Here is a 23040-nt window from a genome sequence, read left to right as displayed (position 1 = left end):
TGAAGTGGCGTTAGATGACTGACCGAGAAGCAGAGAAGAGGCTGGCTGCAGCTAGAGCGGTCGACGAGATCGAAGATGGCATGTTCGTTGGCCTTGGGACCGGAAGCACAACAGCCTATGCCATTAAGAGCCTGAGCGACCGCATTCGGCAGGGCCTTCGCATCACCGCTGTCGCCACCTCCCGAGCGACCGAAATGTTCGCTCGTCGTCTCGCGGTGCCGCTCGTTCCTTTTGAGCAATTCAGTTCGGTAGACCTCACGATCGACGGCGCTGACGAGATCGACTGCCACTTTCAGGCAATCAAAGGCGGTGGCGGCGCCTTACTCCGAGAGAAGGTCGTGGCCGCCGCTTCTAGCCGAATGATCGTGATCGTAGACGCTTGCAAAGTCGTTCGACGACTCGGCGGGTTTCCTCTGGCGGTCGAAGTCGTGCCCTTCGCGAGCGAGTTCGTGCGAACGCATCTTGCCGACCTCGGAGCCAGTGTGACGCTTCGCTCGGTCGGCGGAGAACCATTCATCACAGACCAGAGCAATCACATCTTGGATGCAGCCTTCGGCAAGGCCCTTCGGCCGATCGAGATCGCCGGAGCGATCGATGCCATCCCCGGCGTCATGGAGCACGGCTTGTTTCTTAGCGAGATTGACACTGTGGTGGTCGGACGCGGTGAGACGGTCGAGGTGCATCTCAGAAAGCAAGCCCCCGGATCCCTCCGTTAGGTGCCGACGAGGGGTGGCACCTGGCGCAGGCGTGATGTGATTCGGCCGTCAGGCAGCCGAAATCACGACAGCCCACCCCGATCCATAGCCGCTAGGTATCGCCATTTTGTGTGACCCGACGATCGAAGTCCTGTATTTCAATCTTCCGCGCCATCCGCAGCGTATCCTAAACCACTGTAAAGGCGCGCCTTTCGGTTTGCCACAATCCCCCAGCGCCGCAGGGGTATGGCTTGCTGTCTATGCTTCGCGCACATATAGATGGGGCAATGGATGGACCTCGAGATCGAAATATCTTTGGGGCGTTCGCACTCATGATCAGCGACGACATCGTTCGCGCTAGTTCATCGCGGGCGCCAGAAGCTGGACCCGCCGCCTCGGCGCTTGCGTTGATTGCCCATAAGCCAGGGCTATCGATCCGCATGCTGTCAGTTGGGGTGGGACTTTCCCATGCCGCGACCGTCCGCTTGGTGGACCGTTTGTCGACGGAGGGATTGGTCGAGCGGCGTGAGCATTCGACTGACGGGCGCACGCGGTCCCTCCATCTTACAGAGGCTGGCAAGGTCGCGAGCGATGCGGTCTTGGCCTCGCGCGACAAGGTGATCGCTGAGGGACTATCGATCCTCACCCCTACCGAGTTGGACGCCCTTTACAGCATTGCTGAACGCGTGCTGCGCGACCGCTTGGAAAACCTCGAGCATTCCTACCGCATCTGCCGTTTGTGCTGTTACGAGGGCTGCACGAATTGCCCGATCGATGCCGAATTGCACGAGCGCGGGGTAGATCGCGAGAACGGCGGCGAGGCTTAGGGCGTCGGAATTCGCAGGTTTCAGTGTTGAGCGATGAGATACGCCGCCAGGAACCCCACGACCGTGATCAGACCTATGAACGGCGGCGCCTTCTCGAAAGCCTCGGGGATCATGGCCTCCGCCAGCATCGCTATGACCGCGCCAGCTGCGAACGACAGAATGGCAGGGGCTTGAGTGGACGCAGAGCCGAGCAGAAGGTTTCCCGTACCGGCGGCGATGCAAACAAGTAGCGGAATACCGATCCAGACCGCGTAGATATAGCTTCGCGATCGGCCCGCGACCTTCATTCCGGAAGTGCTCGATAGACCCTGTGGCACATTAGCCAAAAAGAAGCCTGCCACTACTGCAAGGCTGATCTTGCCTCCGCCAGCCACGGACATCCCAATCACGAGGGCCTCTGGAATGCCGTCGAGAACGCTGCCGAGCGCAATCGCAGCACCGCTGCCGCGGTGCTCCTGTTCAGTGGCCTGCTCGGTGCATTCACCGCATCGCTTTCGATGCTTTGCGCCCCTGCGAGAGAGAAACCAGTTTGTGCCGCTGAGGATTGCGGCCCCTGCGAGCAGCGCAAAGATCGCCAAGGGTCCCAGGCCAGCCGACACGCGATCACCGATGAGTTCGGTAGCGACCACGGCAATCAACACACCACCACCGAAGCCCATCACCGCTGAGATCATGCGGTGAGTGAGTCGCCCGTACAGCACGTCCGCAAGAACCGCCCCCACCAGAAGTCCGCTTCCTGACAAAAGCCCCCACAAGCCGGCGATTACGTATTCGGGTATCATCGCAAGAACCCGGCTGACCTAGCGACGCGGGGCGAGCGCCTTAGCGTACGTATCGTTGATGACCGTCCCTGCGTGCTCATCGTTTCGCTCGGTCCAATCGCCAGGCCGGTCGCTCGAAGTGGCAGCTATAGCCGCCGGGTCGACGCTGGAGGTACTTCTGATGCTCTGGCTCGGCCTCCCAGAACGGCTCTTCCGGGTTGATCTCGGATACGACAGATCCCGGCCAGCGCCCCGACGCTTCGATCTCGGCGATTGTCTCCAGAGCAACGTCCATCTGCTTCTCAGACGTGTAGAAAATCGCGGACCGATAGCTTGGTCCGACGTCGTTACCTTGTTGCTCGTATGTCGTCGGATCGTGGATTTGGAAGAAGAGTTCCAGGAGAGCACGATATGTCAGTATCGAAGGATCAAACGTGACCTCCACCGCTTCCGCATGACCATGGTGTCTCGTGTAAGTCGGGTCCGGCATTTCGCCGCCGATGTAGCCGACACGCGTCGTCACGACGCCCTTCGCGCGGCGAAGTAAATCTTCGAGGCCCCAGAAACACCCACCCGCAAGTATCGCTCGCTCGGTTCGCGTCGGCGTCTGGTCAGTAGTGGGCAGACTCTGCATCCGATCAACCTCCGCTCTGTGCACCACATCAGTTTGCCGGCGCCGCACCTGCAGGCCGCGCATCGCTCGAAAGTTCGGTCTGCACATCCGAGCCTCGGACGAGTGTCAGGTCGACCGGACACCGATCCGCGATTTCCAGAATGCGCGCCCGCTGTTCATCGCTGAGCGGCCCATCGAGAGAGACGGTGCGCGTGAAGCGGTCGGGAGGCATCATGTCCGCCACTTTCTCGTGTCGCACGGTCGTCGTCGCTCGCTCCAGCGGGAAGCCTTTGCGGTTCGCGTAAAGACGCATTGTCATCACCGTGCAGGCGGCCAGTCCGGCCGACACCAGTTCGTAAGGAGACAGGCCGCTGCCGAGACCTCCGACCGATTCTGGTTCATCGGCGAACAGCGTGTGCTCGCCACTACGGACCGTGAGTTGGAACTTCCCCGCCAACGTTTCCGACGCCACGACTCCATTCGCTAACTCGACTTGTGGAAGGTCCGCCGCGAGCGGCGGCAGGAAGCGGCTTGCCCACGCTGCGACCATAGCTGAGGCGTAATTCGCATCTTCGACATCGGTGAGAAGGTGATCGGCCGTGTCGAGCGAAACAAAGCTCTTGGGATGGCGCGACGCGACGAAGATGCGCGAGGCGTGCTCGATACCCACGACTTGATCCACCGGTGAATGCATCACAAGCACCGGACGTCGAAGGGCAGCGATAGACCTCTCGATGTCCACTTCGTCGACCGTTTCAAGGAAACTGCGGCGGATCAGGAAGGGCCTGCCAGCAATCTCCACCGATGCCTCGCCCTCGCTCGCTATCGCGTCTAGGTCGGCAGGTTGAAAGACGCGCAATATATGCTGAAGATCAGCCGGGGCGCCGATCGTCACTACCGCTGCGATATCCGGCAAGTCGGCGGCGGCTACGATCGCAGCCGTGCCGCCCAGGCTGTGTCCGACAAGGAGGGAGGGGGCCTTACCGGCGACAGCCATGGCCTCCGCGGCCGCCTTAAGATCATCGACGTCGGAAGCGAAGCTTATCGCTTCATCCGCAGAACTCTCGATCCCTGTGCCGGCGAAGTCGAACCGCAAGACGCCGATGCCAGCCCGCGAGAGGGCGCGTGCGATGTACACGGCAGCGCGGCTGTCTTTCCCGCAAGTGAAGCAATGGGCGAAAATAGCCCAGCCGCGAGGCGTACCTTCGGGCGCCTCCAAATACCCGGTTAGATCAGAGCCTCCACCACCGGGAAACGTGAACGGTCTTCCTGTCATAAGCGTCGAGCCTCCCACGGCGACTTAGTGGGTGCACCGGAACCCTTGGGCCCTGGCGGAAGCGCCATCAGGCCCGGACTAGCCGTCCAAGACATTCTTTTTATATGCGTGGCGCATATAGACAAGCCCCTAAAGCGTGATTATATGCGTCGCGCATACTTCTGGTGGCGGTCGAAAAGACCGGTCCTGGAAGCGGCATCATTCACGGCGTGCAGGCCGAAGGGCTATGGAACTCAATCAGGTCAGCTATTTCATCAACTTGGCCGAGACGCTGAATTTTACAGCAGCGGCGCGGTTGAGCGGTGTGTCCCAGCCAAGCCTGACACGCGCGATCCGCCGCTTGGAGGAAGAGCTCGGCGGTCCGCTCATTTATCGCGATGGGAAGAACAGCCGTCTCACCGGCCTTGGCCAGGACGTGGAGGCTGAGTTTCGGCGCATGTTAGTCGCGATGAAAAGTGTTCGGCATCATTCTGAAAACTGGGCCATGGGGAGGCACCGGGTGCTGGACGTAGCCGTCGCCCCGACCGTCGGGCCGAAGCTTTTCACGGCCTTCTTCGAAAGCGCGTTGGCAGAAGTGCCATCGATCGAGATCAAGATGCATTCGCTCGGGGCGAGTGAAGACACATCGGAGGTGCTGTCGGGCAAGTATCACGCATGCATCCTGCCGCGCGAGACGCGGCCGGACCGCAAGCTTGATGTGCGACCTCTGTTCCGTGAGCGCTTCGTACTCGGCTGTTCCGCGAAACACCCGCTCGCGGCGAGCGATATCGTGCGAGGCGAGGACTTGTTGGAGTTCCCGTTCGTTGATCGTCTGAAGTGTGAGTTTCGCGAGCAGATCCTAGACCATTTCGCACGACGGGAGGTGCTGATGCGGCCGCGCTTCCGGTCCGATCGTGACGATTGGGTGCAACGGGTCGTCGCAGACGGCGAGGCCATATGCATCCTTCCGGAGCGGTCGGCTACAGCCCAAGGTCTGGTTACGCGTCCGATCGATGGGTTTGTCCTCGAGCGAGAGGTCGTGATCGCGACGGTCTCTGGCGCCACGGCGCCTGTTGAGATCAGGAAGATCGCGCAGATGGCGGCCAGATACGCGTGGAACTGAACGCCGCTGATCACAGCGGAGCTATCGAAACTATACGCACAGCGTATTGGATAAATATAATTGGCACTGCGATAGTCGAGGTGACCGTCAAGCAAGATAAGATGTCCGTAATGTGCCTTGGCCCTGAAACCAAGTATTGGAGACGATCATGAAGTTTGAAAAGTCTCAGGCAGCGATCGACCGCCTGACCCCCGAGCAACGCCGGATCACTCAGGAAGACGGCACGGAGCGGGCCTTCACCGGTGAATACAACGATAACAAGGAACCGGGCATCTACGTCGATGTCGTGTCCGGAGAGCCGCTTTTCGCATCGACGGACAAGTTCGAGTCGAAATCCGGCTGGCCCAGCTTCACCAAGCCTATCGTCCCCGCGCACGTGAACGAGGTGCGGGACAGTTCTCACGGCATGGTCCGGACGGAAGTTCGATCGGTCCATGGCGACAGCCATCTCGGCCACGTGTTCCCCGACGGTCCGGCCGACCGTGGCGGACTGCGGTATTGCATCAACTCGGCCGCCCTTCGCTTCATCCCGCGCGATGAGATGGAAGCCGAGGGCTACGGCGAATATCTCGATCAGGTGGAGGAGGCGTAACATGCATCAGCGCGCTGTTCTCGCAGGCGGATGTTTTTGGGGCATGCAGGATCTGATCCGCAAGCAGCCCGGCATCGTGTCGACCCGCGTCGGATACACCGGTGGCGACGTCCCGAACGCCACCTATCGCAATCACGGCACTCACGCTGAAGGGATCGAGATCATTTTCGACCCGGCAGCGACAAGCTACCGCAACATCCTGGAATACTTCTTCCAGATCCACGACCCGACGACGAAAGATCGGCAAGGCAACGATCGCGGCCTCTCCTATCGATCAGGCATCTACTATGTCGATGAGGAGCAGAAACGGGTCGCCGAGGAGACGATCGCCGACGTCGACGCCTCCGGACTGTGGGACGGAAAAGTCGTCACCGAAGTCGAGCCCGTCGGCGATTTCTGGGAAGCGGAGCCGGAGCACCAAGACTATCTCGAGAAGCGTCCGGGCGGTTACACGTGCCATTTCCCGCGCGCGAATTGGGTGCTCCCCAAGCGTGACGACGCTGGTGCTACCCAGCCTACCACCGGAGCGGCAGCTGAATAGCTGCAGCGCCTATCGCGACATAGCGCTCTGCATCGCAAGCAATGGGACCGCATCGGCGAACGATGCGGTCCTCGAAAGGCCCCTCAAGCGGTCATGCCGCTTGCCGGCCATCGATTTGGTAGGATTGCCCCAGCATGCCAGACCTTTCGTCATATCCGATCACCGAGCGCTGGCCTGCCTCCAATCCTGATCTCCTGCAACTCTATGCGGCGCCCACGCCCAACGGCGTCAAGGTGTCCATCATGCTTGAGGAGACCGGCCTGCCATACGAGCCGCACTTTATCGACATCAGCACAAACGAGACCAAAGACCCCGCATTCGTGTCGCTGAACCCAAACGGGCGGATCCCTGCGATCATCGATCCGTCAGGCCCCGATGGTGAGCCGCTCGGGGTTTGGGAGTCCGGTGCGATCCTCGTTTACCTCGCCGAGAAGACGGGCCGGCTGATCCCACCGGGACAAGCCAGGCGCTATGAGGTGCTGAGCTGGGTATTCTTCCAGATGTCTGCGATCGGCCCGATGTTTGGTCAGCTGGGCTTCTTCCTGCGCTGGGGCGGAAAGGACGCCTCCAGCACGGCGCGAGCGTGCGGCAGCGAGCGGAACAGCGTCTCGTTCAGCAGCTCGTCACGCAGCCGCCCGTTGAAGCTTTCGTTGAAGCCGTTCTGCTGGGGCTTGCCCGGCGCGATGTAGTGCCAGCCGACGCCGGTGTCGTCGGCCCAGGCCAGGACCGCGTTCGAGGTGTACTCCGTGCCGTTGTCGCTGACGATGGTGTCGGGCCGCCCTCGCTGCCGGATGACGGCGTCCAACTCCCGCACGACCCGCGCGCCCGACAGCGAGGTGTCGGCCACCAGCGCCAGGCACTCGCGCGTGCAGTTATCGATCACCGTCAGGATGCGGAAGCGCCGCCCGTCCGTCATCTGGTCTGCGACGAAGTCCAGCGACCAGCGCTGGTTGGGCGCCAGCGGCAGGTCCAGCGGTCGCCGCGGGCCCATCGCTCGCTTCCGGCCGCCGCGCCGGCGCACCGTCAGTTGCTCCTCGCGATAGATCCGCTGGACCCGCTTCCTGTTGACCGCATGGCCCTCGCGCCGCAGCAGCACGTGCAGGCGACGATAGCCGAACCGTCGACGGTCCTGGGCCAGGGCCTTCAGCCGGTCGCGCAGAGCGCCGTCGTCCGGGCGCGTCGCCTGATAGCGCACGCTCGTCCGATCGACGCCCAGCACACGGCACGCCCGCCTTTCGCTCATCTCGTAGGCGGCCTGCAGATGGCCAGCCGCCTCGCGATAGCCGGCGGGCGTCACCACTTTTTTCCCAGCAGGTCCTTCAGGGCCACGTTGTCCAGCATCGCGTCCGCCAGCATCCGCTTCAGCCGGGCGTTCTCATCCTCGAGCGCCTTGAGCCGCCGAGCCTCCGACACGTTGAGCCCGCCAAACTTGGCCTTCCATTTGTAAAAGGTCGCCGAGCTGACCCCGTGGCGTCGGCACACCTCCGCCGTCGCTACACCGGCCTCCTGCTCCCACAGGATCCCGATGATCTGCTCTTCCGTGAACCTCGATCGCTTCATTCTGTCCGTCCTTCGTTGGGCGGACTCTAGCTATTCCTGGAGGAGTTTCAGGGGGTCACGTCAGCCGCGTTCAGATGCTCGAACGGCAGCTTGGCGTTTCCCTGTTCAAGCGCACGCGATCGGGCGCTGGATTGACGCCGGAAGGAGAGCGATTTCTTCAGCAAGCTGCGGTCGGGGCGAGGTATCTTCGCGAGGCCGCCACTGAGATGCGATCGGTCCGTAAACTTACGACTGGACTAGTCAGGTTCGGGATGCTCGAGGCGTTTCCGGCATGTCCCATAATCGACCTCTTGGCGACCTTTAGACAGCGAAACCCGACGATCGAGGTGAAGCTCGAAGAAGGCACGTCAGAGCAGAACGCCCTCGGCGTGGAGCGCGGGCTGCTAGATGCGGCGATCAGCCTGGGCGCAACGAAGGGCCCTCCGTTTCAGATTCGACGGTTGTGCGAACCCGACCTCTTCGTTGCCCTATCACCCATACACCAACTCGCGTCGCGACCGCGGCTCGCCTGGGAGGACATTTGCGACGAAGTCTTTCTTGTCCGCTCCGATGGTGCCGGGCGCGAACTCGCAGCTATTCTCCGGCGGATGCTGGGCGCTGCCGAAGAGGCGATCCAACTGTCTATCCAGCAGGTCAGCAGGGAAACACTTCTGACCATGGTCGAGCAAGGCTTCGGGCTGACGATAACGAGCGTCGTGCATCGGCCCGATATTGCATTGGTTCCGCTCACACCCGCGCGGGCGCCGACGGCGGCTATGATTTCGTCGAGCGATAACGACAATCCGGCTCTGCCGCTGCTGCTGAAGTGTTTCGATGTCCTGCCAGCCTTCAAGCAGAGCAGCACCAGCTAATCGGAGGCGTTCTGGGTCTTCGTACGCCTAGCCTTCGAGAAACCTCGATCGGTTGCGATGAACCGCTGCAACATCGGTACGATCAATCGCGCGGGCTCGACAGCAGGCAGGCCTTGTTCGCGTCCCAACAAATCCGCGTAATCGGAAAGGTCTTGGTGGAGAGCCGCCGGCAGCTCTACCTGAACCTTGATCGGCTTCTCGTCGGCGATCGGCCCCAGCTTTAGCTTCGACATCATCAGCCCCCATAAGGTTCGAGTACGAGATCACGGGTCACGACGACACGGACAGGAAATCCCGGTCGGATCGTCAATGTCGGAGCCACGTTGAGTTGCCGTCTGACGATCTGCTGACCGGCATCGTTGATCGTGTCTTGACCGCCATTTCGGATCGCCTGGATGAGACGGTCGTCATTGTCGGCGGAGAGCTCGGCGCCGATTCCGAGAAGAGTCGAGAGGCCGGCGGCCTTGGCAAGATCCCACCAGTGGTAATCGACGCCATCCTGCAGGCCGGCATAGCCTTCGACGTCTGCGCCGGGCTGGCGCTCGAGCACTATTGAACGGCCATTTGGGAAGATCAGTCGATTCCAGACTAGCAGGACGCGGCTTTGACCAAATTGCACATTGTTAACCGGCACGCTCTCTCGGGAAAGGATCGCGATCAGCCAGTCGGAGGCCCAGGCGCGCTCGGCGACGTCGTCGATGCGGGCGAGCGGCTGGAGCGACACACTCTCCTCGGAGCCCTCGGTCAAACCGCCGCCGAGATCATGCCAGTCGCCCTGCATGGCGAGCGCCGCGGCGCGGATCGATCCGCCGAAGTCGAAGGCGAAGACCTGAGATTGTGGATAGCGGCGGAACTGAAGCGCCATTAGTGCGAGAAGCACCGATTTACCGGCGCCGGTCGGCCCGACGATCAGCGTATGACCGACATCGCCGACGTGGATGGAAAGCCGGAACGGGGTCGAGCCCTCCGTTCTGCCGTAAAGCAGTGGGGGTGCATCGAAGTGCTCGTCCCGTTCCGGTCCCGCCCACACCGCTGATAGCGGGATCATGTGAGCGAGATTCAATGTGCTGATGGGCGGCTGGCGGACGTTGGCGTAGACATGCCCGGGGAGTGAGCCCAGCCAGGCGTCGACAGCATTGATGGTCTCAGTCATCGCCGTGAAGTCGCGGCCCTGAATGACCTTTTCCACCAGCCGGAGCTTCTCGGCCGCGACGCGGGGATCATCATCCCAGACGGTGATGGTCGCGGTCACGTAGGCTTGGCCGGCATAGTCGGCGCCCAGCTCCTGCAGCGCCATATCAGCGTCAGCAGCCTTGTTCGCCGCGTCGGTGTCAACGAGCGCCGATGCCTCGTTGGTCATCACCTCCTTGAGAATGGCGGCGATCGACTTGCGCTTTGCGAACCACTGCCGCCTGATCTTTGTCAGCAGCTTGGTCGCGTCGGTCTTGTCGAGCAGGATCGCTCGGGTCGACCAGCGATAGGGAAAGGCGAGCCGGTTCAGCTCGTCGAGGATGCCGGGCGTCGTCGCGGTCGGGAAGCCGACGATAGTGAGGATGCGTACGTGCGCATCTCCAAGCCGGGGCTCCAGCCCGCCGGTAAGCGGCTGATCGGCGAGCAAAGCGTCGAGGTACATCGGCGTTTCGGGCACGCGGACGCGATGGCGCTTCGTCGAGATCGTCGAATGCAGGTAGGTGAGCGTTTCGGCGTCATCGAGCCATACGCACTCCGGCATGAAGGCGTCTATCAGGTTGAGGATACGGTCGGTGCGATCGACAAAACTTCGGAGCACTTCGCGCGCATCGACGCCGGCATGGTCCCGACCCTCGTAAAGCCAGGTCTCGGCACGGGCGGCATCCTCGGCCGGCGGTAGATAAAGGAATGTGAGGAAGTAGCTGGATTCGAAATGGGCGCCGGCTTCTTCAAAGTCTGCCTTGCGCTCGGCATCGACAAGCGCCGAAGCGCTGTCGGCAAATGTGCTTGCCGGATATGACACGGCGCCATGGCGCTGCGCTTCGACGAATATGGCCCATCCGGAACCGAGGCGACGGAAGGCGTTGTTCAGCCGGCCAGCGACGGCGACGAGCTCGGCTGGCACTGCGCTGTCGAGGTCAGGACCGCGAAAGCGGGCCGAGCGCTGCAGGCTGCCGTCTTTGTTGAGGACGACGCCTTCGCCGGCGAGCGCCGCCCAGGGTAGGAAGTCGGCGAGCCGGGTATTCCGATTGCGGTATTCGGATAGGTTCATCATTGCCCGGCTCCTCAAGTCGCCAAGTGGCCGGGGATGCGCAGATGCTTGCGCACGACGTCGACAAATTGCGGATCACGTTTGGCCGCCCAGACGGCGGCGAAGTGGCCGACCGCCCATAGCGCCAGCCCGACCAGCCAAAGGCGAAGGCCCAAGCCAAGCGCCGCGGCCAGGGTGCCATTGAGGATCGCGAGCGAGCGCGGCGCACCGCCGAGCAGGATGTGCTCGGTCAGCGCACGATGAACCGGCACGGAAAAGCCCGGCACGTCCGCGCTATGATCCGCTCCAACGGCCATCAGACAAGCGCCCCGCCGCCGAACGAGAAGAACGAAAGGAAGAAGCTCGACGCGGCGAAGGCGATCGACAGGCCGAACACGATCTGGATCAGGCGGCGCGCTCCGCCCGACGTGTCGCCGAAGGCGAGAGTCAGGCCGGTGATGATGATGATCATCACCGCGATGATCTTTGCGACCGGGCCCTCGATCGATTCGAGGATCGACTGCAGAGGAGCTTCCCATGGCATCGACGAACCGGACGCATGAGCGGCAGGTGCGAGGGCTATGGAAATGAAAGTGACGGAAGCTGCCGTGGCTATGTGACGGCGGATGCGCAGGGCATGCTTGATCATTACCTGTCTCCTGAGATGGACGGAATTGTTGGAGTGACGCAGTAGTCACCGTCGGGGCCCAGGCCTTCGACGCGGGCAAGCTCGGCAAGGCGGCGCGAGGAGCCGCGGCCGGAGAGCACCGCAACCAGATCAATGGTCTCGGCGATCAGCGCGCGCGGAACCGTGACGACGGCTTCCTGGATGAGTTGCTCCATCCGGCGAAGAGCGCCAATGGCGGTGCCGGCGTGGATCGTGCCGACGCCGCCGGGATGGCCGGTGCCCCAGGCCTTCAGCAGATCGAGCGCCTCTGCACCGCGCACTTCGCCGATCGGGATGCGGTCGGGACGAAGACGCAGCGAGGAACGGACAAGATCGGAGAGAGAAGCTACGCCGTCCTTCGTGCGCATTGCGACCAGGTTTGGCGCGTCGCATTGCAGTTCACGGGTGTCCTCGATCAACACGACGCGATCGGATGTCTTCGATACCTCCGCTAACAGGGCGTTCGTGAGCGTGGTCTTACCGGTGGAGGTGCCGCCGGCGACGAGGATGTTCCGCCTATGAAGAACGGCCTGACGCAGCGTTTCGGCTTGGTCGGACAGCATGATGCCAGCCGCGACATAGTCATCGAGCGTGAACACGGCGACGGCTGGCTTCCGGATCGCGAAAGCCGGCGCGGACACCACTGGCGGCAGAAGGCCCTCAAACCGCTCCCCTGTTTCAGGCAGTTCGGCGGAGACGCGGGGCGCCCCGGCATGAACCTCGGCCCCGACGTGATGTGCGACAAGTCGAACTATGCGTTCGCCGTCGGCTGGAGATAGGCGTTCACCGGTGTCGGAGAGACCTTCCGACAACCGGTCGACCCAGAGCCGCCCGTCGGGGTTGAGCATCACCTCGACGATCGCGGGGTCTTCCAGAAACGTGGCGATCGCCGGGCCGAGCGCAGTGCGCAGCATCCGAGCACCGCGAAGGATCGCCTCCGATTTCTGGTGAGCTGCCGTCACGTCGTCCCCGTTCTTTTGCGGGACCGCCGCGGGCGGCCCTGGATCGGGGATGAGTAGAAGAGGCAGAAATCATGGCGTGACAACAACCATCATGTGGCCGTCGTACTGTGGCGTACAAAGACAGGGAAACGGCGGAACGGTCGAATACTTGTGATACGTCAAACAGTGATTATTCCGCGTCGCGCGCGGGGATGTCTTCCGCGATTTCCTGCCTGAGCTTCGGACCTTGCGCGAGTCGTCTGCCGAGCGCGGTCACGAAGGCTTCGTAGCGCTCCGACGCTTTGGCGCGAGCCGCGACCTGCGCCGGCTCCGGCAACGGCGGGTTGGAGGTCAGCCAGAAGCGGATGAACACGGCTAGCGTCTCGACCGATATTCCCAGATCGCGCTCCATGCGCGCCATGCGTCGGTCGAGCTGGTCAAGCCGCTTCGTCGTCGCGGCCTCCTGACGCTCGGCAGCGTCCGGCGAGAGGAATGAAGCGATACCGGCCTCGGCTACCAGTGACAGGGACAGATCGCGCCGGGCAGCATGGGCTGCGAGCGCCTTCATGACGTCCGGGTCGAGATAGACCGACAGCCGCTGCTTCTTCAAAGGTTTGGTCACCCCCGCCTCCTACAGATCGATGCCATCGCCGGGATCGAGCGATGCCTGCCGAGCGACCTGGCGCATGGCCTGCGTCATGCGGCTGAGGCGCGCAGCATCCTCATCGACGTCGTCGCGAGGATCGATCTCGAATTCGTTGTCGGCGATCGCCTTGCGTTCGACGGTTTTCATGCGGCTCAGTTCAGGCTGATGCCGTTGCTCGGAGTCCGTCGGGTCGTCGTCGGCTAGGTTATCTGCCGTAGCTGGCGCACTCACCACGGGAGGTTCCGGTATGGCGAGCGCGCTCCAATCGTCGGCTCGAGCGCTTGCGGGCTTCGTGAGTGCGGGAGGCGTAAGGATGCGCTCCTGGAGCCGACGATCCTCGTAATAGCGTGCCTTCTTTGCGCGGATAGGCGGGATGCCGGCGACCATGACGATCTCGTCTGACGGCGGGAGCTGCATGATCTCGCCCGGCGTGAGCAATTGCCGTGCAGTCTCCGAGCGCGACACCATCAGGTGGCCGAGCCAGGGCGATAGCCGGTGGCCGGCATAGTTCTTCATGGCCTTCATTTCGGTCGCGGTGCCAAGCGCGTCCGAAACGCGCTTGGCGGTTCGCTCGTCGTTGGTGGCGAAGCTGACGCGCACATGGCAGTTATCGAGGATCGAGTTGTTCGGGCCGTAGGCTTTCTCGATTTGGTTCAGCGATTGCGCGATGAGGAAAGCTTTCAACCCGTAACCCGCCATGAAGGCGAGCGCGCTCTCGAAGAAGTCTAAGCGTCCAAGTGCGGGAAATTCGTCGAGCATGAGCAGCAGCCGGTGTCGATTGCTCTTCGCCTGCAGATCTTCCGTCAACCGACGTCCGACCTGATTGAGGATCAGGCGGATCAGCGGCTTGGTCCGGTTTATGTCAGATGGCGGCACCACGAGGTAGAGCGTGGTCGGATACTTGCCGCCAACCATGTCGGCGATACGCCAGTCGCAGCGACGGGTGACCTCGGCCACGACGGGATCGCGATACAGACCGAGGAACGACATCGCTGTCGACAGCACCCCGGAGCGCTCGTTATCGGACTTGTTGAGCAGTTCGCGGGCGGCGCTGGCGATCACCGGATGTGGACCGGCCTCGCCGAGATGGGCGGTCTTCATCATCGCCGCGAGGGTCGACTCGATCGGGCGCTTCGGATCGGAGAGAAAGGCGGCGACGCCGGCCAATGTCTTGTCGGCCTCTGCGTACAGGACATGCAGGATCGCGCCGACCAGAAGGGCGTGCGATGTCTTCTCCCAGTGGTTTCGCTTTTCGAGCGAGCCTTCCGGGTCGACGAGAATGTCGGCGATGTTCTGCACGTCGCGGACTTCCCATTCGCCGCGGCGCACTTCGAGCAGCGGGTTGTAGGCCGCCGACTTCGCGTTCGTCGGATCGAAGAGCAGCACGCGGCCATGCCGTGCGCGATAGCCGGCGGTGAGCGTCCAGTTCTCGCCCTTGATGTCGTGGACGATCGCCGACCCCGGCCAGGTCAAGAGCGAAGGCACCACTAGGCCCACGCCCTTGCCTGAACGGGTCGGCGCGAAGCACAGCACATGCTCCGGACCGTCATGGCGGAGATACTCGCGCTCATGCCTGCCGAGTACGACTCCGTCGGGGCCGAGCAGTCCTGCAGCCTTCACCTCTTCCGGTCGCGCCCAGCGGGCCGAGCCATAGGTCTCGACGTTCTTGGCTTCACGCGCCCGCCATACCGACATGCCGATCGCGACGGCGATGGAGATGAAGCCACCCGACGCGGCCATGTAGGCGCCCTCGACGAAGATAGGCGGCGCATAGGCGTCGTAGAAATACCACCACCAGAAGAAGGCCGGGGGATAATAGATCGGCCATCCGGCCAGTTCGAACCAAGGCTGACCGAGCTGGGGCTGGAAGCCGAGACGGTAGGCTGCCCGACCGTCGAGGACGCGCAGCATTTCGCGCGCCCGCTTTTGTCGGGATCGGGTGATACGCGGATCCGGCGGGACGGTTTTTCCAGCGAGAGCCGCCCAAAAACGAGCCAGCGCGCTCAGGCGGTCGGGCGTAAGCTCATCGAGAAGGACCATGGCCGCGAGACTTCCGGCACCGTCGCGGAAAGAAGCGTCGAACTTTTCGCCCCGGATCTGAAGGCGCAGCATCTCGCCATCGATGCCATTTATGGCCTGCGCCCTGATGAAATCGTCAAGTGAGGGAGGCGTGTGAGCCGTCGGGATTTTGCCGAGGACGACGATCGATGGATCGAAGTGGGCGTCCCAATAGACTGGAGAGACGATTGCAGATGCAGAAGGGTCTGCCGGGAAATCGCAACCCCCATCGGGATGTAAACTCCCGGGTTAGTTCTTCGGTGTTGTCGCCTGCCTGGAGGAATTCGTCGTATGATCGCCGGTACTCGGTGTTTCTCCGCAAAAACTCCCAGGCGAGATCTCCGGGAGACAGAGCATCGACATAGTCGTAAGCGGCCTCTGACCGCCATGAATCTTCTTCAGACATCCTCCACAGCCTCCGCAGTTTTAGCGCGCGAATTGAGCTGCGGACACGATTCCAAGTTGTGTGAGGGCTGGGAATAACGAAGGCGGAGCAACGTGATGCGAAACCTGCATCACGTTCAGTTCACGCGGCCGGCCAGTAAACCGCTATAGCCGTTCTTCGTCATCCACTTTGCGCGCGCGAGATGCGAGCGGTAAACGCGCTCGGCACGCTCGGGCTCGGCGTTCACCGAAATCCCGAAAATCGTCTCGACGACGTCTGCCCAGGAAGCGCCTTGCGCTTCGGCATCCAGCAAACGCAGGTAAAGCTTCACATTGGCCGCGTCATACGCGGTCGGCGTCGCGCTGCTTGGCGGTTCATCAAGAAATAAGCTTGTAGTCACGGCGTTCCCCGGCGCGGATATCCATCCATACTGGAGCATTTTGTTAACGATGTTACGAGCGAGCTTCTAGCGCAACCCGATGAGAGGGGCGTTTGCGAGTTCGCTCCTCGCGTGGCGTCAGGCTTGCCCTTTGCGATCAACCACCATCACTCCCACACCACGGTCGGAGCTCAGGAACACGACGCCATTCTGTTCGAAAGCGCGCCTGACCTCATCCCGCGTGCTCTCGTACACCTCGAGGCCACTGGCGGACTCGAGGCGCTTGAGGGCGGTCAGAGATACGCGAGCCTTGTCAGCGAGCGTCTCCTGTGTCCAACCCAGCAACGCGCGCGCGGCCCGTGATTGTCGGGCGGTGATCATGCATGATCACCTCCCACTCGGACCTACGCGCACGCCAGAACTACGACTATAATAGTCGCCCTATGCCAGTTTGGCCACCGCAAAGCCGACCGGGCAAACGTCAGCTGATTCGGTTGCCAGAAAGCTGAAAGGCCCCGACCTTCCGGCCGGGGCCTTGCGCGGAGGCCTCAGTCGCCGCGCCGCCCGCTCGGGCGGGACCAGATCAGCGAGAAGGTATCGCCGTCCTCGTCGTCGAAGAGGTTGGCGTAGATCGGGGCGTTGAAGCTCGGATCGTCGAGCTTGAGGCCGAGATATTCGCGGCCCTCGTTGGAGCGCTTCGACCAGGCGGCGCCGATCTCGGCGCGGCCCACCAGGACGCGGTGGCTGGGAGCGTTCTCGCCGGTGGCGCGGGTGCCGAAGCGGACCGCGTTGCCGAGAAGATCGCCCATGGCTCGCCTCGGCGTGTCGATTGGCGCCTTGTCGCGGCGGCGCGGATCGAGCCAGGTGCGATGCGCCCCGGTGATCTTGCCGTCGAGGTCGGTGACGGCCGCGATCATCGCCGGCCAGGTCTCGGTCGGCGAATGCTCTTCGGGGCGATAATAGCAGCGCGGGTGGAAATGCAGGCTTCCGGTTCCGCGTAAATCCGTAATGCCGCGTTCCCGTAAATACGTTTGTACGAGCGTGCCGTGGATCGGCTGCGACATGCGGACCAGTCGGCGGGCCGCTTCGGGGGAGCCATGCGGCGCTGGGTTCTGCCGTTCGTGCTGACGGGCCTCCGGTGGCGGCGGCATCGAGAGAAAGGTCCGCGCCTCGTCGGCGACATCCTTGAAGTCGATGAGGCCGCAGCTTTCTCGGATGACGTCGAGGAGATCGCCATGCTCGCCGGTGGCCGCGTCGGTCCATTTGCCGGCGGGACCTTTCGGCGTGTCCTTGAGCCGGACATACATCGAGCGGCCGGGTGTGTTGCGCGCATCGCCCACGAGCCAGTAGTTGCCCTCGCGGCGACCGCTGGAAAGATAATGCCGGCACACCGCCTCGGCCTGCCGGCCGAGACTGTGCGCGAGATCGGAAGCGTCCTGACGTGCCATCACGCGGCCTCCCGCTCAGAGATGCGCGCCACGGGATATGTATCGAGCACCTTGGCGAGGACGCTCGGTCCGGCGGCGTCGGCCGGCACGAAAAAGCGGAGCTTCCACGAGATGATCTCGCTGAACAGGCCGTAGGTGCGCAGCCGGTCCCGCATCGCCTCGGTGAAGCCGGTCAGTTCTAGGCGCTGGGCATTCATGACGCGGGCGCGCCGAAGCTGAAGGCCGTCAGCGAGATCGAGGATCGTCGTGCCGTCCATTAGAGCGGTGAAGGCCTGCTCAGGGGTCAGCGATGTTGCGCCCGTGGTGACGGCGTTTGCCGCCCAGGCGGGCGAGACGCGGCGGCCGATGATGCGCTCGCCGCCATCGGTCTGGAGCCGGTAGACCCGCGTCGACTCGTTTGGCAGCCGCTTCCAGATCGGCAACAACAGGCCGGCGACAATGTGGATCGTGCTGTCGGAAAATTCCGGCACGTCATTCAACTCAGCCCACCACGCGGCGGCGAAGGCGGCGCGATCGGCTTCCTCCCAATGGCTCTCACCCATCATGCGCAGCGGCGTATAGTGCTGCTCCATCGGCCGGACCAGGCAGACGCGGCGCTCGATCTCGCCATCGTCGAGCATCATCGATGGTGCGGAAATCTGCACGGCGGCGCGGCCGGAGCGACCATTGACCAGGAGCCGTGCGCGCGGATCGGAGAGATGATCGAGCGCGTCGGCGAGGCTCGTCGGTCGATTGCGCTCCCGGCGGATGATGGTGAGAAGCCGCGTTTCCGCACCGGTGCCCGGGTGCGTATGGATGACCTCGCTGCCGGTGACGATGAAGCTCTCGGCCTGCAGCGTTTCGAGTCCGACGTCATAGACTCCACTACGAACCGCCCCGTCGACCTTCGCCGTCAGGAGTTGCTCAAACGCCGTAAAAAGCACGCCCTGCAGGTCGATGGTCAGCGCGAGAAGACGGTTGAGGAAGGTCGTGATCGGCGGCAGCTCGTCCTTGATGCCGTTGTCATCCGTGAGCTTGAGTCCGGTGGCGGACTCAAAGCGGTCGAGCGAGCAGTTCTCGACCTTGCCACGCACGAGCAGCAGATAGAGCTGGCGTAGCGCATCGCGCGCATAGGGGCTTTCGAGATTGTCCTCTGGCCGGAAGAGACCCTGGCCGCCGGTCTGGCGCTGCCCACGCGTGATCGCGCCGAGTGTATCGAGCCTACGCGCGATCGTGGAGAGGAAGCGCTTCTCAGCCTTCACGTCAGTGGCGATCGGGCGGAAGAGCGGCGGTTGCGCTTGATTGGTCCTGTTAGTCCGACCGAGACCCTGGATCGCCGCATCGGCCTTCCAGCCCGGCTCCAGCAGATAGTGGATACGCAGGCGCTGGTTCTTCGCGCCAAGATCGGCGTGATAGCTGCGCCCCGTACCGCCCGCATCCGAGAAGACCAGGATGCGCTTCTGGTCGTCCATGAAGGCGGCGGCCTCGGCGAGATTGGCCGAGCCCGCTCGATTCTCGACGGCAAGGCGATCGCCTTTGCGCACAACGCGCCGTGAACGGCCGGTGACCTCGGCGACGACATCGGAGCCAAAGCGCTGGACGATCTGGTCGAGGGCGCCGGGAACGGGTTCTAGCGATGCGAGTCGTTCGATCAGCTCGTCACGGCGGGCAACGGCCTCCCTGCTCTCGACGGGGTGACCGTCCCGGAAGACTGGCCGCGACGACAGATTGCCTTCACTGTCGGAGAACGGCTCGTAGAGCTGCACCGGGAAGGAATGGGCGAGATAGTCGAGGACATATTCCCGCGGCGTGATGTCGACATGCACGTCGTTCCATTCCTCGGTCGGGATCTCGGCCAGTCGGCGCTCCATCAGTGCCTCGCCGGTTGAGACGATCTGAATGACGGCGCTGTGCCCGTCGGCCAGGTCCCCCTCGATCGAGCGGATCAGCGTTGGGGTCTTCATGCTGGTCAGCAGATGACCGAAGAACCGCTGCTTGGCGCTTTCGAATGCAGAACGCGCGGCCGACTTCGCCTGACGGTTCAGGGTGCCGCTATCGCCGGTGATGTTGGCGGCCTGCATCGCGGCGTCGAGATGGTTATGGATGATGGCGAAGGCGCCGGCGTACGCATCGTAGATGCGGGTTTGCTCGGGCGTAAGCTGGTGCTCGACCAGTTCGTATTCAACGCCGTCATAGGAGAGCGACCGGGCCGTGTAGAGGCCGAGGGCGCGCAGGTCGCGGGCAAGCACCTCCATGGCCGCGACACCGCCATTCTCTACGGCCTCCACGAACTCGGCGCGATTGGAGAAGGGAAAATCGTCACCGCCCCACAGGCCGAGCCGCTGGGCATAGGCGAGATTGTGGACGGTTGTCGCGCCCGTTGCAGAGATGTAGACAACGCGCGCGTTAGGCAGCGCGTGCTGGAGCCGGAGCCCGGCACGGCCCTGCTGTGAGGGCGCAACATCGCCCCGTTCTCCCTTGCCGCCGCCGGCGTTCTGCATTGCGTGCGACTCGTCGAAAATAATGACTCCATCGAAGTCGGAGCCCAACCATTCGACGATCTGTTTGACCCGCGAAAGCTTCTCGCCACGGTCGTCGGACCGTAGCGTGGAATAGGTGGTGAAAAGGACGCCTTCGTTGAGCCGGATCCGCGTGCCCTGAGGGAAACGCGCTAGCGGCGTGACCAGCAAGCGCTCCATACCGAGCGCCGACCAGTCGCGTTGCGCGTCTTCCAGCAGCTTGTCGGACTTCGAGATCCATACTGCCTTGCGGCGACCCTGCAGCCAGTTGTCGAGGATGATGCCAGCGGACTGACGGCCCTTGCCGGCGCCGGTCCCGTCGCCGAGCATAAAGCCCCGCCGGAAGCGGACGGCGTTTGGCGCGTCGTGCGGCGCGGCGGTGACGAGATCGCCGGTCTCGTCCACGGTCCAGGCGCCTGCAAGGTGTTCGCCATGAGCTTCGCCGGCATAGATCACCGTCTCGAGCTGGGCGTCGGACAGAACGCCCTCGGTGACGATCGCGGCTGGAAGCGTCGGGCGATAGCTCGGCTTCGGCGGCGCGACCGACGCCATGGCGGCCGACTGTACCAATTTCGTGGGATGGGGCAGCGCCTTCGGGATGCGGATCGACTGGAGCGCATAGGCCTCATAGATCGAGTCCGACAGTCGGCATGCTTCTGGAGGCATCCGCTCCACGTTCTCATATTCAAGCGGCATGCCTTTGATCTCAGCCGTCGGCCGGGCGGGCATGGATGCTGCGCCCTTGGCGAGATAGCCGCGAACGGTGCGCAGCGCCGTGTCCGGGGAGATCTTGGGCAGCGCGACCGCCATGCGCGGGGGCAAGTCGCGTTCGATCCAAGCGAGGAGCGTCGCCACGTCGTGCGCGATGCCGGGGGATGCCGGGAAGTGTGCAGCATCCTCGGCCGGCGCCTTGTCGATGACAGTCAGGCGGGTTTCGATGGTCGTGCCGTGCTTGGCATAGACAGAGCCCGCGATCGCCGCACTGAACACGACGCGGCCGCGCTCCTGCAGCCGGGCGAAGTGGTCCCGCCAGGCCGGCAGCTCGGGCGAGAAATTTGCGCCGGTGATCGCGACCAACCGGCCGCCTAGCGCGAGCCGCGCCAGAGCTGAAGCGATATGGCGATAGGCGGCGTCGGCGACGCGTCCTGAGACGGCCGCCATGACCGAGAACGGCGGGTTCATGATGATGACACTGGGAATGGCGGCGCGGTCGAGATGATCATCGATCTGCGCGGCGTCGAAACGCGTGACCGAATGAGCTGGAAAGAGACAGGCAAGAAGATCGGCGCGGGTCTCGGCCAGCTCATTGAGGATGAGATCGCAGCCTTCGATCTCGGCAAGGATCGCAAGCAGGCCCGTGCCGGCCGAGGGCTCCAGCACCCGGTCGGCGGACGTGAGCGCTGCGGCGGTCAAGGCCGCGAGACCGAGCGGAGACGGCGTCGAGAACTGCTGACGCGCCTGGGCCTCCTCAGACCGGCGCGTGTGTGTCGGCAGCAGCTGGGAGATCTTGCCGAGCGCGGCGAGCCGTGCGGCCGGAGACGCGGCTTTGCGGAAAAGCGGCTTTCCGTATTTGCGCATGAAGAGGACGGTTGCCGCTTCGCAGGCGTCATAGGCCGTTTTCCAGTCCCAGGCGCCACTAGCGTCGGACGCGCCGAAGGCCTGTTCCATGGCTGAGCGCATGATCGCGGCATCGATCGCGCGGCCCTGTTCGAGATGAGGAAGGAGATGGCCGGCGGCGGCGAGAATGGCGGCGGCCGGCGGCGCGTTGGGCGCGAGCAGAAGCGAGGCCGCCGGAGTGGCTCTGGAGACGGGAGCGGAAAGCATGGAGGGAACCTCGAGAGAGCAGGAACGGACGAGCCGGCCCGGCGCTCTCTCTCGACCGGACGGGCTCAACCCCGTCCCGGCCGACCTCTCACTCTGACGTGGTCAGCGGCCATCGCTCCGGCTTGCGGGAAGCACGTCTTCGGCAGTTGCGCGTGCCGGCGGGCGATGCGCCGTTCCCGGCGAAGGATCGCACTATTGTCGCGGATCCGTCCGAGCGCCCGCCTCAGGGCGAGGCATCGGGTGGACGGTAGAGCTCGAAGGGGTTGCCGTCGGCCAGATGGCCGAAGGGCGTAAAAACGTAGTCGCCGTCGTCACGTCCAACGGCGCAGATGACGTAGCGAACCTCGCCCGTCGCGATCTCGGTGCATTCAATTAGCGCCAGGTCGCCGCTGGTCGCGGCGTACACCAGCGTCTCGAAATTGGCACGGGCATGGTCGGGAATGCTCATCGCGCGGCTCCCTGAGGAAGTCGATCGGCGAGCCAGCGTCCGGTGCTGATCCATTCGAGCGTCCGGCCGGTCGAAAGATCGAGTAGATGGGCGCCGCCAGAGAAGCCGTCGATTACGGGGGCCGAGGCAATATTCGCCCACTGGAAGCCCCAATGTCCGGTCAGGCCGAAGGCCGCGGCGCAGCGGGTAACGAAGGTGATCACCAGTTGCTGGTCAGCGCTGCCAGGATCGCGCAGCCACAGGCGAGCCGATCCGAATTCGGGCGAAAGGGTGAGCAGGAACGGCTCGGCCGGGGGATCCTCGCGGGAGTTCTCGGCCATCAGCGTGGTGTAGATGTCGAAGGCGCGCGTCGCGTTGGCGGGAGTGCCGACGTCGAGCAGGCAGGAAAAGCGGGTGAGAAAATCGGTCATGGCGGACTCCTGAAACGAAAAAAGCCCGGCGCTGGGCCGGGCTTGGAAGGGATCGAAAGACTGTCCGGCTAGTAGCCGAACCGCCAGGACGGCCAGTCTTGACCGTCGTCGGCGGCCTGCACTGCCTCGCCGAGATAGGCGGGATCGCCTTCGACGATGGTGGGATCGCGGACTGGTGTCTCATCGATAACGGTGACGCAGGCAACGAGCCCGTCCTCGACCTCGACATGCACGGGAACGAGATACTGGAAGACGACGCGCCGGGGCGCCGGGCTGGATTGCGACATGGCGTAGCTC

24 protein-coding genes and 2 pseudogenes are annotated in these 23040 nt (G+C 63.4%); 7 read left to right on the top strand and 19 right to left on the bottom strand.

Going from position 1 to position 23040, the window contains the following annotated elements; all coding sequences use genetic code 11:
* Positions 1-14 precede the first annotated feature (14 nt).
* Together rpiA and M8231_RS16610 are read left to right on the top strand one after the other, a co-directional pair.
* Positions 15-716: a ribose-5-phosphate isomerase RpiA gene (gene rpiA / locus M8231_RS16615; protein ID WP_062342477.1), complete on the top strand. Its 702-nt coding sequence runs from the start codon at positions 15-17 to the stop codon at positions 714-716.
* A gap of 311 nt (positions 717-1027) precedes the next feature.
* Complete coding sequence (locus M8231_RS16610; protein ID WP_230450755.1) at positions 1028-1522, top strand: MarR family winged helix-turn-helix transcriptional regulator; 495 nt, start codon at positions 1028-1030, stop codon at positions 1520-1522.
* 20 nt (positions 1523-1542) lie between these two features.
* On the opposite strand, the gene M8231_RS16605 is transcribed toward M8231_RS16610, so the two are convergent.
* From M8231_RS16605 to M8231_RS16595, 3 genes are all read right to left on the bottom strand, one after another.
* On the bottom strand, positions 1543-2304 hold the full coding sequence (locus M8231_RS16605) for a ZIP family metal transporter (protein ID WP_250201975.1): 762 nt from the start codon (positions 2302-2304) through the stop codon (positions 1543-1545).
* A gap of 76 nt (positions 2305-2380) precedes the next feature.
* Positions 2381-2917, bottom strand: a complete 537-nt coding sequence (gene msrA / locus M8231_RS16600) for a peptide-methionine (S)-S-oxide reductase MsrA (protein WP_250201974.1) — start codon at positions 2915-2917, stop codon at positions 2381-2383.
* 28 nt (positions 2918-2945) lie between these two features.
* Positions 2946-4034: a bifunctional alpha/beta hydrolase/OsmC family protein gene (locus tag M8231_RS16595; protein ID WP_250201973.1), complete on the bottom strand. Its 1089-nt coding sequence runs from the start codon at positions 4032-4034 to the stop codon at positions 2946-2948.
* A 364-nt stretch (positions 4035-4398) separates the two neighbouring features.
* On the opposite strand from M8231_RS16595, the gene M8231_RS16590 reads away from it, so the two are divergent.
* From M8231_RS16590 to M8231_RS16575, 4 genes and pseudogenes are all read left to right on the top strand, one after another.
* Entirely contained in the window at positions 4399-5274 is an 876-nt protein-coding gene (locus M8231_RS16590) for a LysR family transcriptional regulator (RefSeq protein ID WP_250201972.1), read from the top strand.
* 148 nt (positions 5275-5422) lie between these two features.
* The gene (gene msrB, locus M8231_RS16585) at positions 5423-5866 is read left to right on the top strand and encodes a peptide-methionine (R)-S-oxide reductase MsrB (RefSeq protein WP_024350804.1); all 444 of its coding nucleotides are present in this window, start codon (positions 5423-5425) and stop codon (positions 5864-5866) included.
* Position 5867: 1 nt separating this feature from the next.
* A complete protein-coding gene (msrA, locus tag M8231_RS16580; RefSeq protein ID WP_027297090.1) occupies positions 5868-6407 on the top strand; it encodes a peptide-methionine (S)-S-oxide reductase MsrA in 540 nt (179 codons plus the stop codon).
* Between the two features lie 134 nt (positions 6408-6541).
* Positions 6542-6970 (top strand): annotated as a pseudogene (locus tag M8231_RS16575) (glutathione S-transferase N-terminal domain-containing protein); the annotation flags it as partial.
* 5 nt (positions 6971-6975) lie between these two features.
* Here M8231_RS16575 and M8231_RS16570 read toward each other — a convergent pair.
* Positions 6976-7967: pseudogene (locus tag M8231_RS16570) on the bottom strand (IS3 family transposase); the annotation flags it as partial.
* 74 nt (positions 7968-8041) lie between these two features.
* Between M8231_RS16570 and M8231_RS16565 the strand changes: the two are divergent.
* Positions 8042-8818 carry a LysR family transcriptional regulator gene (locus tag M8231_RS16565; protein ID WP_250201971.1) on the top strand — a complete coding sequence of 259 codons (777 nt, stop codon included), beginning with the start codon at positions 8042-8044 and terminating at the stop codon, positions 8816-8818.
* On the opposite strand, the gene M8231_RS16560 is transcribed toward M8231_RS16565, so the two are convergent.
* The 15 genes from M8231_RS16560 to M8231_RS16495 form a co-directional block, all read right to left on the bottom strand.
* The gene (locus M8231_RS16560) at positions 8815-9054 is read right to left on the bottom strand and encodes a DUF2274 domain-containing protein (protein WP_082734356.1); all 240 of its coding nucleotides are present in this window, start codon (positions 9052-9054) and stop codon (positions 8815-8817) included. The genes M8231_RS16565 and M8231_RS16560 overlap by 4 nt on opposite strands.
* A complete protein-coding gene (gene trbE, locus M8231_RS16555; RefSeq protein WP_250201970.1) occupies positions 9054-11063 on the bottom strand; it encodes a conjugal transfer protein TrbE in 2010 nt (669 codons plus the stop codon). The genes M8231_RS16560 and trbE overlap by 1 nt, the downstream gene beginning before the upstream one ends.
* Positions 11064-11074: 11 nt before the next feature.
* The gene (locus tag M8231_RS16550; protein WP_024350825.1) at positions 11075-11356 is read right to left on the bottom strand and encodes a VirB3 family type IV secretion system protein; all 282 of its coding nucleotides are present in this window, start codon (positions 11354-11356) and stop codon (positions 11075-11077) included.
* Positions 11356-11688 (bottom strand): TrbC/VirB2 family type IV secretion system protein, encoded by a 333-nt coding sequence (locus tag M8231_RS16545; protein ID WP_024350826.1) that lies wholly within the window; start codon positions 11686-11688, stop codon positions 11356-11358. Before M8231_RS16545 ends, M8231_RS16550 begins: the two co-directional genes overlap by 1 nt.
* Entirely contained in the window at positions 11688-12620 is a 933-nt protein-coding gene (gene trbB / locus M8231_RS16540) for a P-type conjugative transfer ATPase TrbB (RefSeq protein WP_431307115.1), read from the bottom strand. The genes M8231_RS16545 and trbB overlap by 1 nt, the downstream gene beginning before the upstream one ends.
* A 217-nt stretch (positions 12621-12837) precedes the next feature.
* Positions 12838-13269 (bottom strand): hypothetical protein, encoded by a 432-nt coding sequence (locus M8231_RS16535; RefSeq protein ID WP_024350828.1) that lies wholly within the window; start codon positions 13267-13269, stop codon positions 12838-12840.
* A gap of 9 nt (positions 13270-13278) precedes the next feature.
* The gene (gene traG, locus M8231_RS16530) at positions 13279-15405 is read right to left on the bottom strand and encodes an IncP-type conjugal transfer protein TraG (protein WP_250201968.1); all 2127 of its coding nucleotides are present in this window, start codon (positions 15403-15405) and stop codon (positions 13279-13281) included.
* 43 nt (positions 15406-15448) lie between these two features.
* On the bottom strand, positions 15449-15757 hold the full coding sequence (locus M8231_RS17125) for a transcriptional regulator domain-containing protein (protein ID WP_072492857.1): 309 nt from the start codon (positions 15755-15757) through the stop codon (positions 15449-15451).
* Positions 15758-15872: 115 nt separating this feature from the next.
* Complete coding sequence (locus M8231_RS16525) at positions 15873-16175, bottom strand: DNA -binding domain-containing protein (protein ID WP_062347396.1); 303 nt, start codon at positions 16173-16175, stop codon at positions 15873-15875.
* A 78-nt stretch (positions 16176-16253) separates the two neighbouring features.
* Complete coding sequence (locus tag M8231_RS16520) at positions 16254-16496, bottom strand: helix-turn-helix domain-containing protein (protein ID WP_027297061.1); 243 nt, start codon at positions 16494-16496, stop codon at positions 16254-16256.
* 167 nt (positions 16497-16663) lie between these two features.
* The gene (locus M8231_RS17120; RefSeq protein ID WP_431307114.1) at positions 16664-17563 is read right to left on the bottom strand and encodes a DUF736 domain-containing protein; all 900 of its coding nucleotides are present in this window, start codon (positions 17561-17563) and stop codon (positions 16664-16666) included.
* Positions 17563-21885 (bottom strand): strawberry notch family protein, encoded by a 4323-nt coding sequence (locus M8231_RS16510; protein ID WP_250201967.1) that lies wholly within the window; start codon positions 21883-21885, stop codon positions 17563-17565. The genes M8231_RS17120 and M8231_RS16510 overlap by 1 nt, the downstream gene beginning before the upstream one ends.
* Positions 21886-22108: 223 nt before the next feature.
* A complete protein-coding gene (locus M8231_RS16505; protein WP_062347379.1) occupies positions 22109-22333 on the bottom strand; it encodes a DUF6117 family protein in 225 nt (74 codons plus the stop codon).
* Positions 22330-22743, bottom strand: a complete 414-nt coding sequence (locus tag M8231_RS16500; RefSeq protein WP_062347376.1) for a hypothetical protein — start codon at positions 22741-22743, stop codon at positions 22330-22332. The genes M8231_RS16505 and M8231_RS16500 overlap by 4 nt, the downstream gene beginning before the upstream one ends.
* 68 nt (positions 22744-22811) lie before the next feature.
* Positions 22812-23030 carry a hypothetical protein gene (locus M8231_RS16495; protein WP_027297051.1) on the bottom strand — a complete coding sequence of 73 codons (219 nt, stop codon included), beginning with the start codon at positions 23028-23030 and terminating at the stop codon, positions 22812-22814.
* Positions 23031-23040 lie beyond the last annotated feature (10 nt).

The sequence above is a fragment of the Brevundimonas albigilva genome, assembly GCF_023573565.1.
Taxonomy (GTDB): domain Bacteria; phylum Pseudomonadota; class Alphaproteobacteria; order Caulobacterales; family Caulobacteraceae; genus Brevundimonas; species Brevundimonas albigilva.
Note: the sequence above shows the minus strand (reverse complement) of the source record. Positions and strands in the feature narration are given on the sequence as shown.